The sequence below is a fragment of the Microbacterium sp. MMO-56 genome (assembly GCF_037146215.1).
Taxonomy (GTDB): Bacteria; Actinomycetota; Actinomycetes; order Actinomycetales; family Microbacteriaceae; genus Microbacterium.
Genome location: NZ_JBBCVW010000002.1, coordinates 155,255 through 169,054, shown reverse-complemented (window position 1 = coordinate 169,054; position 13,800 = coordinate 155,255). Strand labels below are relative to the sequence as shown.

Here is a 13,800-nt window from a genome sequence, read left to right as displayed (position 1 = left end):
AGCCGGTGACCGTCGTCGGCCGCCCCGACCTGCGCACGTACGCCGCGATCGGCGACGGGCGCACGGTCGCGCTCGTCGCCGGCGACGGCGGGATCGACTGGCTGCCGTTGCCCCAGCTCGACTCGACGCCCGTGTTCGCCCGCCTGCTCGACGACGACGACGGCGGATGCATCGAGCTGGCACCGGACGCGGAGTACACGGTGCGGCGTCGCTACCTGGCGGGGACGAACGTGCTCCAGACGACGTTCCGGACGGCATCCGGCTCGGTGCGCGTCACCGACGCCCTGGTCACCGGCGTCGCGGGACGCCTCCCCTGGGCACAGCTCGTGCGTCGCGTGGAGGGCGTCGACGGCGAGGTCCGGCTGCGGTGGGCCGTCCGGCCCGGGACCCGGCTGCACACGGCGTCGCCCTGGATCGTCCGCACCGACGGCCACCACCTGCTGCGCGTGGGACGGACGACCCTCGCCGTCCTGACCGACGGCCTCGGCCGCGCCCGCGCGACGGAGGACGCCGCCGGGCTCCCCGCCGTCACCGGCGTCGTGACCGCCACGGCGGAGTCGCGGCACCTCCTCGCCGTCGTCGCGACCGACGACGAGCCGCTGCATCTGCCCGCTCCCGAACACCTCGACGCGAGCGTCGACCGCTCGATCGCGGGGTGGCGCGCGTGGTCGCGCGAATTCTCCTACGACGGCCCGTGGGCGGACGCCGTCCAGCGCAGCGCGCTCGCGCTGAAGCTCCTCGTCTACGCACCCACCGGCGCGATCGCCGCCGCCGCGACGACCTCGCTCCCCGAGAACCCCGCCGGCGGCAAGAACTGGGACTATCGCTTCGCCTGGGTGCGCGACCTCGCCTACACCGCCCATGCGCTCGTGCGCTTCGGGCTGCGCGAAGAGACCCACGCCGCCCTGTCGTGGCTGCTGAAGACGATCCGTCGGCACGGCGGCGATCCGCACGTGATGTACACGCTGCGCGGCGACCTCGTCGAGGGGGCCGACGAGTTCGAGGCCCCGGGCTGGTCGGGGATCGGCCCCGTCGTCACCGGGAACCCCGCGCACGGGCAGCTGCAGCTCGGCGTCTACGGCGACATCTTCGCCATCTGCCGCACCTACGTCGACGCCGGGAACGTCCTGGACGTCGAGACCGGCGTCCTGCTCGCCCGCCTCGCCGATCGGGTGTGCGACCTGTGGCGCAGCCGCGACTCGGGAATGTGGGAGCTGCCGGCCCTCGAGCACTACACCTCGTCGAAGATGGGCTGCTGGCAGGCCCTCCGCGACGCCGTCCACCTCGCCGAGGCCGGGGCGATCCCGAGCCCCGCCGACCGGTGGGCGGCCGAGCGCGAACGCATCGCCGCGTGGATCGAGCGCGAGTGCTGGTCGGAGGATGCCGGGGCCTACACGATGTTCCCGGGGTCTCGGGCGCTCGACAGCTCCGTGCTGCTGCACGCCGAGAGCGGGTTCGACCGGGGCGAACGGATGTCGCGCACGGTCGATGCGCTGACGGCGGAGCTCGGGCGCGGAGCGCTGCTCTACCGCTACAGCGGTATGCCGGGCGAGGAGCACACCTTCGTCGCCTCCGCGTTCTGGCGCGCGAACGCGCTCGCCTGCGTCGGACGGCACGACGAGGCGGTCGCGGCGATCGACGAGCTGATCGGACAGGCCAACGACGTGGGCCTCTACAGCGAGATGATCGCGGAGGACGGGGCGTTCTGGGGGAACCTCCCGCAGGCGCTCAGCCACCTCGCCGTCGTCAGCGCGGCCCTGACGATCGTCGACGTCGTGCCCGCGGGCGACCTCGCGGGGCGGTGAGCCCCGACCATCCGACTCGTCGGCACACGACGTCCAACGAAAGGACAGCACATGGATCTCGGACTCTCGGGGCGCACCGCCCTCATCACCGGCGGAGACTCGGGCATCGGCTGGGAGACCGCGCGCCTCCTGCTCGAGGAGGGGGCGACCGTCTTCCTCACCGATCGCGACGAGGAGGCCCTCGCCGAGGCGGCCGACCGGCTGGGGGCACCGGCCGACCGGCTCCACCGGTTCGCGGCGGACATCACCGACGTCGCCGCGGTCGCGGAGCTCGGCCGGCGCGTGCGCGCCGCCGTCGGGGGGATCGACATCCTCGTCCAGTCCGCCGGCATCACCGGCGCGCAGGGGCTCTTCCACGAGATCGACGACGAGGGATGGACCTCGACGATCGAGACCGATCTGCTCGGCCCCGTGCGGGTCGTGCGCGAGTTCCTCGCGGACCTCCGCAGCGGCGGCTGGGGGCGGCTCGTCTTCCTCGCATCGGAGGACGCCGTGCAGCCCTACGACGACGAGCTCCCCTACTGCGCGGCGAAGGCCGGCATCCTCGCCCTGATGAAGGGCCTGTCGCGCAGCTACGCCGCGGAGGGACTGCTCGTCAACGCCGTCTCGCCCGCGTTCATCCGCACGCCGATGACGGACGCGATGATGGACAAGCGCGCCGAGGAGCGCGGCGAGAGCGTCGATGAGGCGATCGCGTCGTTCCTCGAGGAGGAACGGCCGTACATGGAACTCGGTCGTCGCGGGGAGCCCGCCGAGGTGGCCGCTGTCATCGCGTTCCTGTGCTCGGACCGCGCCTCGTTCGTCAACGGGTCGACCTACCGCGTCGACTCCGGCTCCGTCGCGACGATCTGACGCATGACCGACGACACCGAGGTGACGATCCGCCCGATCGTGCCGGACGACGCGGGGCAGGTGCTCACGATCCAGCGAGCCGCGTTCGTCGCGGAGGCGCTGATCTACGGCGACCCGGACATGGCGCCGCTCACCCAGACCCTGGACGAGGTGGCCTTCGAGCTGCGGGACAACCTGGGCTGCGTCGCGGTGCGCGGCGAGCGCATCGTCGGCGCCGCGCGCGCCGTCGCTTCCGGCGATCTGCTGCTGGTCGGACGGATCGCGATCGCGCCCGACGAGCAGGGCGAGGGGGTCGGACCCCGCCTCCTCGAGGCGCTGGAGGCCCGCGGCGCGGCGCGCGGATGCCGTCAGGCGGAGCTGTTCACCGGTTCCCTGAGCCGGCAGAACATCGACCTGTACGAGCGCCTCGGCTACCGCGAGAGCGAGCGGGTGGCGCAGGGAGACGGCACGGCGCAGGTCTTCCTGCGCAAGGACCTCCCCGGGGTCGACGGGCCGACGGCGGAACGCTCCGAGCACCCGGTGTGAGCCCGCCTCGCGGACGCGCGGATTGGCGCGGCGCGGAGCCCCCTGGAAGACTGGATGCCATGACGACCGCGCCCCTCCCGACCTTCGAGCACGATGGCCGGGCCATCGCCTACATCGACGAGGGCACCGGACCCGCCGTCATCCTCCTGCCGGAGTCGGACCAGGGCGTCGAGTCGCTCGGCACGCTGGCGAGCATCCTCGTCGAGGAGGACTTCCGCGTCGTGCGCACCGCCGGATTCGCCGGGTCCGCCGACGCCCGCGCGGCCGCGTCCGCACTGGTCGGGCTCTTGGACGCGGTGGGCATCGACCACGCCTGGATCGGCGGGCACGGTGCCGCCGGAACGATCGCGCGGGCGATCTCGCTCGATCACCACGACCGCGTCGACGGCGTGCTTCTGCTCGCTCCCGAACCGGCCGACCTCCCCTTCGCCGCGGACATCCCCGTGCTGATCATCCACGGCACCGACGACGCCGTCACCCCGATCGAGGAGAGCGAGCGCCTCCAGGCCGCGGCGCCGGCCCTCGCGAGCCTGAAGCGTGTCGAGGGCGCCGGCCATGCGTTCCCGGCCACCCATCCCGGGGAGACGTCCTGGTTCATCGAGGACTACCTCGACTGGGACTGACCTGCGCCGGGCCGCTCAGGCCGCTCAGGCGATGCGCGTCCCGGGCGGCAGGGTGCGGGCGGGCGTCCGGGTGCGCGCCCACGCCCACCACAGCAGCAGTCCCGCCAGCACGATCTGGAGGCCCAGCCCGACGAACCAGCTCGGCACGGTCTGACCGATGACCTGCTCGGGCGTCCGGTAGTCGGACTGCCTGCCGTCGCTCTTGTACAGCGCCGGATCGCACTCGTCCCAGCTCGACTCCAGCTGCGGCGCGATCTGCGCGGAGCGGACGCCGTACTTCAGCCAGCCGAACATGTCATCCGGGTTGCCGCGGTCGTCGAACCGCGTCGGCGGCGCGTCGGCGAGGATGACGAAGGGGTTGACCGGCAGCATCCACCACACGCGGTCGTACCGCGGAACGGAGTACGTGGTCGTGGTCCACTCTCCGCACACCATCCGCTCGACGTCGCCGTAGCACGGCCCCGCGCCGTCGGTGCACACCGGGTCTCCGGTGGCCGGATCGTACGCGGCCGATCGCGAGTGGCTGACGCCCTCGCTCGCGACGGCGGAGCCGATCAGCCCGAAGCCGACCACGCTGCCCACCGTCAGTGCGGCCACGACGAGGTACGTCGCGGCGACCGAGAACAGCGGCCGCGCCAGGATGCCCGACAGGGCCACGCCGATGCCGGAGATGACCCCGGTCTCTACGATCAGGACGGCGAGCGAGACGATCACCGTCGCCGGGTCGACTCCTCCTCCGAGGGTCGCCACGACGAGGAAGGGCGCCGCGACGACGGCGAAGGCGAGACCCGTGATCCATGCCGCGAGGAACTTCCCGAACAGGATCTCGCCGGTCGTCGCGAGCGTCACCTGCACGGGCGCGAGCGTCGCCGCGTCCCGGTCGCCGTTGATGCTGTTCCCGCTCAGGGTGGGCGAGACGAGCAGGACGAGCAGGAGCGTCACGTAGACGACGACGGAGTAGACGCCGGGGCCTCCCGTCCCCCACCCGCCGTAGGCGAAGAAGGAGAGGATGGTGACCCCGAGCAGGACGAGTCCGAACACGCCCAGCAGCACGTACCAGGACGCGGTCCGCACGCGCTGGAGCAGTTCGAGGCGGGCGACCGTCCACAGGCGCACGGCGTTCACGGGCGCCCCCCTTCCAGGTCGAGGAACGTGTGTTCGAGCAGCCCCGTCGCTGCGGCGAACTCCGCGACCGGCAGCCCGGCGTTCACGAGCGCGGTCAGGGCGGATGCCGCCGAGGCGTCCGAGTCGAAGGCGACCAGCACGTCCCTCCGGTCGATCGGCAGGAGTGCGGCGTCGAGCCCGAGCGTCTCCGCCACCGGCGCCGCCGCCGCCCGCGCATCGCGGTCGGCGAGGCGGATCCGCCAGGTGCGGGTGCGGGTCGCCGCGGCGGCCACCCGCTCCGAGCTCACGGTCGTCCCCTCGACGAGGAACACCGCGTCGTCGACGACCTCCTCGAGCTCCGACAGGACGTGGCTGGACAGGAGCACGGTGCGCCCCTCGGCGGCGAGGCGTCGCAGGAGCGTGCGCAGCTCGATGCGCGCCTGGGGGTCGAGACCGGAGGCGGGCTCGTCCAGCAGCAGGACGCGCGGGTCGTGCACGAGGGCGCGCGCGAGCCCCAGGCGCTGCTTCTGGCCGCGCGAGAAGACGCGGGCGGGTCGATCGGCGAGCTCCTCCAGCCCCACCTCGACGAGCAGCCGCGCCGCGCGGGCGCGGGCGTCGTCCGGGTCGATGCCGTACAGACGACCGGTCATGACGAGGGTCTCGCGCGCCGTCAGCGACGGCCAGGCGCCGAGCGTGTCGGGCATCCAGCCGACCGCCGCGCGGACGGCCGCCGGGTCGACGACGGGGTCGATGCCCGCGATGCGCAGCGTGCCGGAATCGGGGGCGAGCAGCGAAGCCAGCATCAGCAGCAGGGTCGTCTTGCCGGATCCGTTGGGGCCCACCAGACCCGTGACCGCGCCTGCGCGCGCTTCCAGAGTGACGTCGCGGACGGCGTGAACGCTTCCGAAGGAGCGGCGCACGCGATCGGCGACGATGCCGGGGGAGCTCATGACCCCAGCCTACGTGGCGTCCCCGGGTTCGCCCGAGGGCGCCCATCCCGAGGCGCGGCTTCAGCCGAAGACCGCGACCCCGAGGTCGGGATGATCGACGAACACGCCGTCGACGCCCGCGGCGGCGATCGCCCGCCACTCCCCCTCGTAGTCCCCGAAGGCCCCCTTGTCGCGGCCGCGGCGGAACTCCGGCGAGAGGAAGGCGTTCTCGGGGCGGCATGTCCAGGTGAACACCCGCAGCCCTCTCGCGTGCGCCCGCGCGACCACGGGCGCGGCCTCACTCCCCCGCCCGAACCACCCGCGGCGCTCCTCCGGCCGCCGCACCGAGGCGAGGATGATGCTCTTGTCGAGGCTGATGCCGTCGACCGAGGCCGCCAGCCGGTCGAGCCCGCTCGGCCCGAGCTGGTCCGCGTACGTGGGGGCCGTCCGGCCGTCGCGCGCGACGAGGTCGTAGGCGCGCCCCTCGGCCTCGAGCAGGTAGACGTAGGTGGCGCGGATGCCGAGGGCTCGCAGCTCGCCGAGCACCGTCTCCTCGAACGACTCGACGTACAGGGGCAGCCCCCCGTCGCCCCAGCCGGCGGCGCGCAGCTCGGCGGCGACCGTCCCCGCGACGTCGATGCCCATGGCGGCGAACGAGGTCGCGTGCTTGATCTCCAGGACGACACCGATGTCGAGCCCCCGGGTCCGCCCCGCGTCGCGGACGAGGTCCAGCAGCTCGCGCAGCCGCATCGGCGGCTCGGTGTCGTCGTGGGCCGCGCTGCCCGGCCGGAGCCGCGGGAGCCGCTCGCGGCACCGGAGCGTGGCCAGCTCGGCCCACGTGAAGTCCTCCGTGAACCACCCCGTGAGCTCGACCCCGTCGATCGTCTTCGTGGTCCGGCGCGCGGCGAACTCGGGGCGCGTCGCGACATCCGTCGTCGAGCCGATCTCGTTCTCGTGGCGGATGACCGCAACGCCGTCGGCGGTGAACACGACGTCCGGCTCCACCGCGTCCACGCCCTGACGGAGCGCGAGCTCGTACGACGAGCGCGTGTGCTCGGGGAGGTAGCCGGGTGCGCCCCGATGACCGATCACGAGGGGACGGCGACGCGACATGGGACCAGGCTAGCGACCGCCGGGGCTGCACGTTCTCGGCCTGCTCACAGGCGCTGCCCCACCCTGTGCGGCGGGCGTCCGATACGCTGGAATCCCGCGGGCAGACACCGCGGCACCGTTCGCATTGGAGAGAGACCACCATGGCCTCGAGCAGCAATCCCGCATTCAGCAACCCCGCGTTCCAGGACAACTCCTCGGCACGGCGGCCCGGGCTGACCCCGCCGGCTGCCCAGACCGAGTTCGCCGCATCGAGCGCGCAGTCCGTCGACCTCGCCGCGCAGGCGCAGATGGAGGGCGCGTTCGCCGCTCCTTCCGCCGGCGCCGTCGAGACGGGCCGGATGACCGTCGAGGACACGGTCGTCAAGACCGTCGCCCTGTTCGGCGTGCTCCTGGTCACCGCCGTCGTCGGCTGGATCTGGACCATGTCGCCGGTCACCGCGGCCAACCCGACCCCGACGATCCTCCCCTGGATCATCGGCGCGCTCGGCGGCTTCGTCCTGGCGATGGTCGTCACCTTCACCTCGCGCAAGAAGATCCGCCCCGCCCTGATCCTCACCTACGCGGCCTTCCAGGGCCTGTTCATCGGCGGCATCTCCGCGTTCTTCGAGTTCATGTGGCCGGGCATCGTCGTCCAGGCCACCCTCGCCACCCTCTCGGTCGTCGGTGTGACCCTCGCCCTGTTCGCCAGCGGCAAGGTGCGCGCCTCCAAGAAGGCGACGAAGGTCTTCATGATCGCGATGATCGGCTACCTCGTCTTCTCGCTCGTCAACGTCGTCATGATGATGTTCGGCGCCTTCCCCGCCGGCAGCGGCGGCCCGTTCGGCATGCTGTCGCACTACTCGATCATGGGCATCCCCCTGGGTGTCATCATCGGCGTGCTCGTCGTCATCATGGCCGCGTACTCACTCGTGCTCGACTTCGACTCGATCCAGCAGGGCGTGCGCAACGGCGCGCCCCGCGCGTACGCGTGGCTCGGCGCCTTCGGCATCATGGTCACCGTCGTCTGGCTGTACGTCGAGATCCTGCGCCTCATCGCGATCCTCCGCGGCAACAACTGACGCACCCGCGTCACTGAAGGCCCGTCCGGCTCGCGCCGGGCGGGCCTTCGCCGTCCCCGGCACGCCCGTCCGCCCGGTCCGCGCCGCCCGGTCCGGCTCACGAACTCCGCAGTATGGCGCGAACTCCGCATCCGTCCCCCCGATCGGATGCGGAGTTCGTCACATTCTGCGGAGGCGGTGTGGCCCGGGGGCGTCCCGTCGAGAGGCGGTGGGGCGGGCGTCAGCCAGGCGGAGCGGCGTGCGCCAGCCCCGCGGTGGGTGGGCGTCAGCCCCGCGGGGCGGCGAGTCCGTCGAGGATGCGGGTGACGCCGTACGCGAAGGCGCGCTCGACGTCGCCGCCGAGCCGGAACGCGCCGCCGAGCTCCATCGTGAGGAAGCCCGTCGCCCACGCGACGAGCAGCCGCGCGGCATCCAGCGCGTCCTCTTCCCCGACGAGCTCGCCCATCGCGTCAAGGACCGGTCGAGCCACCTCCCCGAGCGCCGCGAGGTCGGCGTCGATCGTGATCAGCTGACGGAACCCCTCGGGTCGCGCGTGCGCGAAGCGACGGTAGGCCTCCGCGAGCGCGGCGAGAGAACGATCGGATGCGGCGAGCGCGCGGGTCAGTTCGTCCGCGTTCGCCTCGGCCACGAGGACGAGCAGCGCCTCGCGGTCCTTCACCCGCTTGTACAGGGACGGTGCGCGGACGCCGACGCGCGCCGCGACGGCCTGCATCGTGACGCCGGCCGGACCCGCCGCTTCGAGCAGGTCCCGCGCCGCCGCGACGATCTCGGCGAGCGAGGTGCGATCCGGTGCGGGCATGTGACCCCTCCTTCATGGCTATTGACGTAAGCCATCATGGCTACGTACGATAGCCACAGTCAATCATCCGGAGGGCTCTCATGCGACTCGCGCCGCACCTGCACCGCATCGGCAACGACATCGTCGCCGCGTACCTGATCGTTGCGGACGACGGGATCACGGTCGTCGACGCGGGGATGCCCGGGCAGTGGCGCGATCTCATGCGCGAGCTCGCCGCGCTCGGCCGCCCCCTCTCCGACGTCCGCGGTCTCATCCTCACCCACGGCGACAGCGACCACATCGGCTTCGCCGAGCGTCTGCGCCGGGAGGCCGGCGTCCCCGTCTACGTCCACGAGTCCGACGCCGCCCGCGCCCGGGGCCAGAAGCCGCCGAAGGTCGCGATGCCGCACCTGCGCCCCGGACCGACGCTGGGGTTCTTCGCCTACGGACTGCGGAAGGGCGCGCTGCGCACCCCTCCCGTACACGAGGTCGTCGAGGTGCGGGACGGGGACCGGCTCGACCTCCCCGGCGCACCGCTCATCGTCGGGATGCCCGGCCACTCCCCCGGGAGCATCACCGTCCACTCCGCCCTCGCCGACGCCGTCTTCGTCGGCGACGCCCTCACCACGCGACACGTGACGACCGGCCGTCGCGGCCCGCAGCCGGCCCCGTTCACCGACGACCCGGCGCAGGCCCTCGCCTCGCTCGACCGTCTCGCCGCACTCGAGGCATCCTGGGTGCTGCCCGGCCACGGCACGCCCTGGCACGGCTCGCCCGCGTCCGCAGCGGCCGCCGTCCGGGCCGCGAACTCCGCAGAATGACGCGAACTCCGCATCCTTCCTCGCGAAGGGATGCGGAGTTCGTCGCTTTCTGCGGAGTTCGGCGCGGCCGTCAGCCGGCGCTCACTCCCACTCGATGGTCCCCGGGGGCTTCGACGTGACGTCGAGCACGACCCGGTTGACCTCGCGGACCTCGTTCGTGATGCGGTTGGAGATCTTCGACAGCACGTCGTAGGGCAGGCGCGTCCAGTCGGCCGTCATGGCGTCCTCCGACGAGACGGGACGCAGCACGATCGGATGCCCGTAGGTGCGGCCATCTCCCTGCACGCCGACCGAACGCACATCCGCCAGCAGCACGACGGGGCACTGCCAGATCTCGCCGTCGAGGCCGGCCTTCGTCAGCTCCTCGCGGGCGATGGCGTCGGCGTCACGCAGGATCTCGAGGCGGTCAGCGGTGACCTCACCCACGATCCGGATGCCGAGGCCGGGGCCCGGAAAGGGCTGGCGCCCCACGATCGCCTCGGGAAGGCCGAGGTCGCGCCCGATCGCGCGCACCTCGTCCTTGAAGAGCGTCCGCAGCGGCTCGACGAGCTCGAACTGCAGGTCCTCCGGCAGACCCCCCACGTTGTGGTGGCTCTTGATGTTCGCCGTCCCCGTGCCGCCGCCGGACTCGACGACGTCGGGGTAGAGCGTGCCCTGCACGAGGAAGCGGATCGGATCGCCCTCGGCCGCCGCCTCGGCGAGGAGGTCCTGCTGGACCTTTTCGAACGCGCGGATGAACTCCCGCCCGATGATCTTGCGCTTCTGCTCGGGGTCGCTGACCCCGGCCAGAGCGGTCAGGAACGTCTCGCGCGCGTCGACCGTGATGAGGCGGACGCCGGTGGATGCCACGTAGTCGTTCTCGACCTGCTCGCGCTCGCCCTTGCGGAGGAGCCCGTGGTCGATGAAGACCGCGACGAGCTGGTCGCCCACGGCCTCGTGGACGAGCGCCGTCGAGACGGCGGAGTCGACGCCGCCGGACAGGGCCGAGAGGACCCGCCCCGTCCCGACCTGCTCGCGGATGCGGGCGACCTGCTCGGCGATGACGTTGCCGCTGTTCCAGTCGGCGGGAAGGCCGGCCGCCTTGTGCAGGAAGTTCACGAGCACGTCCTGGCCGTAGTCGGAGTGCTTGACCTCGGGATGCCACTGCACCCCGTAGAAGCACTTCTCGGCGCTGCCGAAGGCGGCGACCGGCGTCGCCGCGGTCGAGGCGAGCACCTCGAAGCCCTCGGGCGCCTGCGAGACCTGGTCGCCGTGGCTCATCCACACGTTCTGCTCGGCGGGCTGGCCGCCCAGCAGCACGCCGCCGTCGCCGGCGAGCGTGGCATCCGTCGCGCCGTACTCGCGCAGGCCGGTGTTCGCGACCGTGCCGCCGAGCTGCTGGGCCATCACCTGGAAGCCGTAGCAGATGCCGAGGGTCGGCACCCCGAGCTGCAGGATGCCCGGGTCGAGGGTCGGCGCGCCCGGCTCGTACACCGAGGAGGGCCCGCCAGACAGCACGAGGGCGACGGGGTTCTTCGCGGCCACCTCGTCGGCGGTCGCGGTGTGCGGGACGATCTCGCTGTAGACGCCGGCCTCCCGGACGCGGCGGGCGATCAGCTGGGCGTACTGCGCGCCGAAGTCGACGACGAGGACGGGACGCTGGGCGGTCTCGGTCTGGGTGGTCACCGGGTGCCTTCCGTGGCGGGGAGAGGGGAAACGGATGCCTCGGCGGCCTCGCGCTGGGCGAGGTAGGCCTTCACCTCGCGGCCGACGCGCGCCTCCATGAAGAACGACAGGAGCGGCACGATGCCGCCGAGGGCGAGCGTGACGAAGCGGATGAAGCCCCAGCGCATGAGGCTCCAGACGCGGAAGCACGCGAAGAGGTAGACGACGTAGAACCAGCCGTGGGCGATGAGGATGCCGAGGGACAGGTTGACCCCGTCGCCGGTCGACTCGTGACCGGTCGCCGTCTCGACGACGGGCGCGAAGTGGAGGAACCCTCCCGTGCCGCCGAGGAACAGCTCGTACCCGAAGGCGTACTTGATCAGCATCTCGGCGCACAGGAGCAGGAGCATGACGCCCGTGATCACCGACGCGATCTGGTAGAAACGCAGCGCTCCGCGGATCGCCGGGAAGGTGGCGAGCTTGGGCTGGGGCATGGGCTCCAGTCTAGCCGTCGGCCTGGCGCGCCTCGTCGAGGGCCTCGACCTCCTTCTCCCACGCGTCGCGCGCGAGCCGGTACCACATGTAGAAGGCGAAGCCGGCGAAGATGGCCCATTCGACCGCGTAGAAGATGTTCAGCCAGTTGACGTTCGAGCCCTCGGTCGGCGCCGGCGAGTCGATGGCGACGAGACCGGCGGGCAGGGCCTCCCCGGCGTCCGCGACGAGGTACGGGCGGAAGACGTTGAGCTCCTCGACGTCGTGCCACCACCCGAGCAGAGCGGCGGGGGACATCCGGGTCATCTCGGTCGCGGCGGCGCCGCGTCCCGGGAGGGCGGGGCCCTCGTCCGAGATGAGGCGCCCGGTGAGGCGGACCGCCGACCCCGGGTCGGCGTCGAGGGCGGATGCCGCGGCGTCGGCCGCGGCGCGGTCCGCCGTCCACCCGATCGCCACGGCGAGGGAGGTGGGGGCGGGCAGGGAGGCATCCGGCGACAGGCGGAGCTGACCGGTCACCCAGTAGCCCGCCTCGCCGTCGTTGTAGCGCGACGACACCACGAGGAAGTCGCCGGGCACGAAGGATCCGTCGACCTCGACCCGCTGCCCGACGAGGGGCTCGGGCAAGTAGCGTCCCGGCTGGATGACCTCGGCGATCGGGGTCACCTGCTCGGTGATGCCCGGGGGCGGCGGGTCGGTGTCGATCGCGCGGCCCAGTTGCCACTGGCCGAGCCAGGCGAAGACGGCGGCCACCAGCAGGGCGAACGCGAGCATCCCGATCCACCACGGGCGCAGCATGACCTCGCGCAGGGTGGGCGGGAAGACCTCCGCGGGGGTCCGATCCGAGGACGTCATCAGACGTTGTACGGCGCGACGACGACCTCGACGCGCTGGAACTCCTTGAGGTCGGAATACCCGGTCGTGGCCATCGACTTCTTCAGCGCGCCGATGAGGTTCGCCGTGCCGTCGGCCACCGGCGCGGGACCGTACAGGATCTGCTCGAGGGGACCGACCTGGCCGACCTCGACCCGCTTGCCGCGCGGGAGACGGGCGTGGTGCGCCTCCGGCCCCCAGTGGAAGCCCCGGCCGGGGGCATCCGTCGCGCGGGCGAGGGCGACGCCGAGCATGACGGCGTCGGCTCCCATCGCGAGCGCCTTGACGATGTCACCGGACGTGCCCACGCCCCCGTCGGCGATGACGTGCACGTAGCGGCCGCCCGACTCGTCGAGGTAGTCACGACGGGCTCCCGCGACGTCGGCGACGGCCGTCGCCATCGGGGCGTGGATGCCGAGGGTCGCGCGCGTCGTCGACGCCGCGCCCCCGCCGAAGCCGACGAGGACGCCCGCGGCGCCCGTGCGCATGAGGTGCAGGGCCGCGGTGTACGTGGACGCCCCGCCGACGATGACGGGCACGTCGAGGTCGTAGATGAACTTCTTGAGGTTCAGCGGCGCGGCATCCGACGACACGTGCTCGGCGGAGACAGTGGTCCCGCGGATGACGAACAGGTCGACGCCCGCGGCGACGACGGTCTCGTAGAGCTCCTGGGTGCGCTGCGGCGTGAGCGAGCCCGCCACGGTGACGCCGCCCGAGCGGATCTCCGCGAGACGGTCGCGGACGAGCTCGGGCTTGATGGGCTCGGCGTAGAGCTCCTGCATGCGGCGGGTCGCCTCGGCCGCGGGAAGCGAGGCGATCTCGGCCAGGAGCGGCTCGGGCTCGTCGTAGCGGGTCCACACGCCCTCGAGGTCGAGGACGCCGAGTCCGCCGAGCTGGCCGAGCATGATCGCCGTGGTGGGGCTCATGACCGAGTCCATGGGCGCTCCGAGCACCGGGATCTCGAACCCGAAGGCGTCGATCGACCAGGCCGTCGACACGTCCTCGGGGTTGCGGGTGCGGCGAGAGGGCACCACCGCGATGTCGTCGAACGCGTAGGCGCGGCGGGCGCGCTTGGCGCGGCCGAGCTCGATCTCCATGCTCACGCCCCCAGCCTACCCGCCGCCCCCTCCCCGCCTCCCGTCCTGCGCCCGCGAGAAGCCATCCCCGACACGAGAAACCCTCCCCG

The 13,800-nt window shown here is 72.5% G+C and carries 14 protein-coding genes; 6 read left to right on the top strand and 8 right to left on the bottom strand.

Annotated elements, in window-relative coordinates:
* The first annotated feature begins 5 nt into the window (after positions 1 to 5).
* The 4 genes from WFI00_RS02495 to WFI00_RS02480 are packed head-to-tail and all read left to right on the top strand — an operon-like array spanning position 6 to position 3,805.
* A complete protein-coding gene (locus WFI00_RS02495) occupies positions 6 to 1,805 on the top strand; it encodes a glycoside hydrolase family 15 protein (protein ID WP_336630981.1) in 1,800 nt (599 codons plus the stop codon).
* A gap of 51 nt (positions 1,806 to 1,856) precedes the next feature.
* A complete protein-coding gene (locus WFI00_RS02490; protein WP_336630980.1) occupies positions 1,857 to 2,657 on the top strand; it encodes an SDR family NAD(P)-dependent oxidoreductase in 801 nt (266 codons plus the stop codon).
* A gap of 3 nt (positions 2,658 to 2,660) precedes the next feature.
* Complete coding sequence (locus WFI00_RS02485) at positions 2,661 to 3,182, top strand: GNAT family N-acetyltransferase (RefSeq protein WP_336630979.1); 522 nt, start codon at positions 2,661 to 2,663, stop codon at positions 3,180 to 3,182.
* A gap of 59 nt (positions 3,183 to 3,241) precedes the next feature.
* Positions 3,242 to 3,805, top strand: a complete 564-nt coding sequence (locus WFI00_RS02480; RefSeq protein WP_336630978.1) for an alpha/beta fold hydrolase — start codon at positions 3,242 to 3,244, stop codon at positions 3,803 to 3,805.
* Between the two features lie 24 nt (positions 3,806 to 3,829).
* Here WFI00_RS02480 and WFI00_RS02475 read toward each other — a convergent pair whose 3' ends face one another.
* From WFI00_RS02475 to WFI00_RS02465, 3 genes are read right to left on the bottom strand one after another with little or no spacing between them, the layout of a single operon-like run.
* Positions 3,830 to 4,930, bottom strand: a complete 1,101-nt coding sequence (locus tag WFI00_RS02475; RefSeq protein WP_336630977.1) for an ABC transporter permease — start codon at positions 4,928 to 4,930, stop codon at positions 3,830 to 3,832.
* A complete protein-coding gene (locus WFI00_RS02470; protein WP_336630976.1) occupies positions 4,927 to 5,859 on the bottom strand; it encodes an ABC transporter ATP-binding protein in 933 nt (310 codons plus the stop codon). The genes WFI00_RS02475 and WFI00_RS02470 overlap by 4 nt, the downstream gene beginning before the upstream one ends.
* 60 nt (positions 5,860 to 5,919) lie before the next feature.
* Positions 5,920 to 6,951, bottom strand: a complete 1,032-nt coding sequence (locus WFI00_RS02465; protein WP_336630975.1) for a glycerophosphodiester phosphodiesterase family protein — start codon at positions 6,949 to 6,951, stop codon at positions 5,920 to 5,922.
* Positions 6,952 to 7,091: 140 nt separating this feature from the next.
* Between WFI00_RS02465 and WFI00_RS02460 the strand changes: the two genes are divergently transcribed.
* On the top strand, positions 7,092 to 8,009 hold the full coding sequence (locus tag WFI00_RS02460; protein ID WP_336630974.1) for a Bax inhibitor-1/YccA family protein: 918 nt from the start codon (positions 7,092 to 7,094) through the stop codon (positions 8,007 to 8,009).
* A gap of 265 nt (positions 8,010 to 8,274) precedes the next feature.
* On the opposite strand, the gene WFI00_RS02455 is transcribed toward WFI00_RS02460, so the two are convergent.
* A complete protein-coding gene (locus WFI00_RS02455) occupies positions 8,275 to 8,808 on the bottom strand; it encodes a TetR/AcrR family transcriptional regulator (RefSeq protein ID WP_336630973.1) in 534 nt (177 codons plus the stop codon).
* Positions 8,809 to 8,888: 80 nt separating this feature from the next.
* Here WFI00_RS02455 and WFI00_RS02450 point away from each other — a divergent pair, with 80 nt between their 5' ends.
* Positions 8,889 to 9,608 carry an MBL fold metallo-hydrolase gene (locus WFI00_RS02450; RefSeq protein WP_336630972.1) on the top strand — a complete coding sequence of 240 codons (720 nt, stop codon included), beginning with the start codon at positions 8,889 to 8,891 and terminating at the stop codon, positions 9,606 to 9,608.
* Between the two features lie 81 nt (positions 9,609 to 9,689).
* On the opposite strand, the gene guaA is transcribed toward WFI00_RS02450, so the two are convergent.
* Genes guaA through WFI00_RS02430 form a run of 4 tightly spaced genes read right to left on the bottom strand, consistent with a single transcriptional unit; the run spans position 9,690 to position 13,711 of the window.
* On the bottom strand, positions 9,690 to 11,273 hold the full coding sequence (gene guaA, locus WFI00_RS02445; RefSeq protein ID WP_336630971.1) for a glutamine-hydrolyzing GMP synthase: 1,584 nt from the start codon (positions 11,271 to 11,273) through the stop codon (positions 9,690 to 9,692).
* Positions 11,270 to 11,746 (bottom strand): DUF3817 domain-containing protein, encoded by a 477-nt coding sequence (locus WFI00_RS02440; RefSeq protein WP_336630970.1) that lies wholly within the window; start codon positions 11,744 to 11,746, stop codon positions 11,270 to 11,272. Before WFI00_RS02440 ends, guaA begins: the two co-directional genes overlap by 4 nt.
* A gap of 10 nt (positions 11,747 to 11,756) precedes the next feature.
* Entirely contained in the window at positions 11,757 to 12,596 is an 840-nt protein-coding gene (locus WFI00_RS02435) for an SURF1 family protein (protein WP_336630969.1), read from the bottom strand.
* Positions 12,596 to 13,711 carry a GuaB3 family IMP dehydrogenase-related protein gene (locus tag WFI00_RS02430; RefSeq protein WP_336631146.1) on the bottom strand — a complete coding sequence of 372 codons (1,116 nt, stop codon included), beginning with the start codon at positions 13,709 to 13,711 and terminating at the stop codon, positions 12,596 to 12,598. The genes WFI00_RS02435 and WFI00_RS02430 overlap by 1 nt, the downstream gene beginning before the upstream one ends.
* Positions 13,712 to 13,800: the final 89 nt, after the last annotated feature.

Excerpts from the sequence above, each read along its gene's own strand:
- WFI00_RS02455 (WP_336630973.1), bottom strand. The coding sequence starts at position 8,808 with ATGCCCGCACCGGATCGCACCTCGCTCGCCGAGATCGTCGCGGCGGCG.
- WFI00_RS02490 (WP_336630980.1), top strand. The coding sequence starts at position 1,857 with ATGGATCTCGGACTCTCGGGGCGCACCGCCCTCATCACCGGCGGAGAC.
- WFI00_RS02460 (WP_336630974.1), top strand. The coding sequence starts at position 7,092 with ATGGCCTCGAGCAGCAATCCCGCATTCAGCAACCCCGCGTTCCAGGAC.
- WFI00_RS02485 (WP_336630979.1), top strand. The coding sequence starts at position 2,661 with ATGACCGACGACACCGAGGTGACGATCCGCCCGATCGTGCCGGACGAC.
- WFI00_RS02430 (WP_336631146.1), bottom strand. The coding sequence starts at position 13,711 with ATGGAGATCGAGCTCGGCCGCGCCAAGCGCGCCCGCCGCGCCTACGCG.
- WFI00_RS02440 (WP_336630970.1), bottom strand. The coding sequence starts at position 11,746 with ATGCCCCAGCCCAAGCTCGCCACCTTCCCGGCGATCCGCGGAGCGCTG.
- WFI00_RS02435 (WP_336630969.1), bottom strand. The coding sequence starts at position 12,596 with ATGACGTCCTCGGATCGGACCCCCGCGGAGGTCTTCCCGCCCACCCTG.
- WFI00_RS02470 (WP_336630976.1), bottom strand. The coding sequence starts at position 5,859 with ATGAGCTCCCCCGGCATCGTCGCCGATCGCGTGCGCCGCTCCTTCGGA.
- WFI00_RS02450 (WP_336630972.1), top strand. The coding sequence starts at position 8,889 with ATGCGACTCGCGCCGCACCTGCACCGCATCGGCAACGACATCGTCGCC.
- WFI00_RS02465 (WP_336630975.1), bottom strand. The coding sequence starts at position 6,951 with ATGTCGCGTCGCCGTCCCCTCGTGATCGGTCATCGGGGCGCACCCGGC.
- WFI00_RS02480 (WP_336630978.1), top strand. The coding sequence starts at position 3,242 with ATGACGACCGCGCCCCTCCCGACCTTCGAGCACGATGGCCGGGCCATC.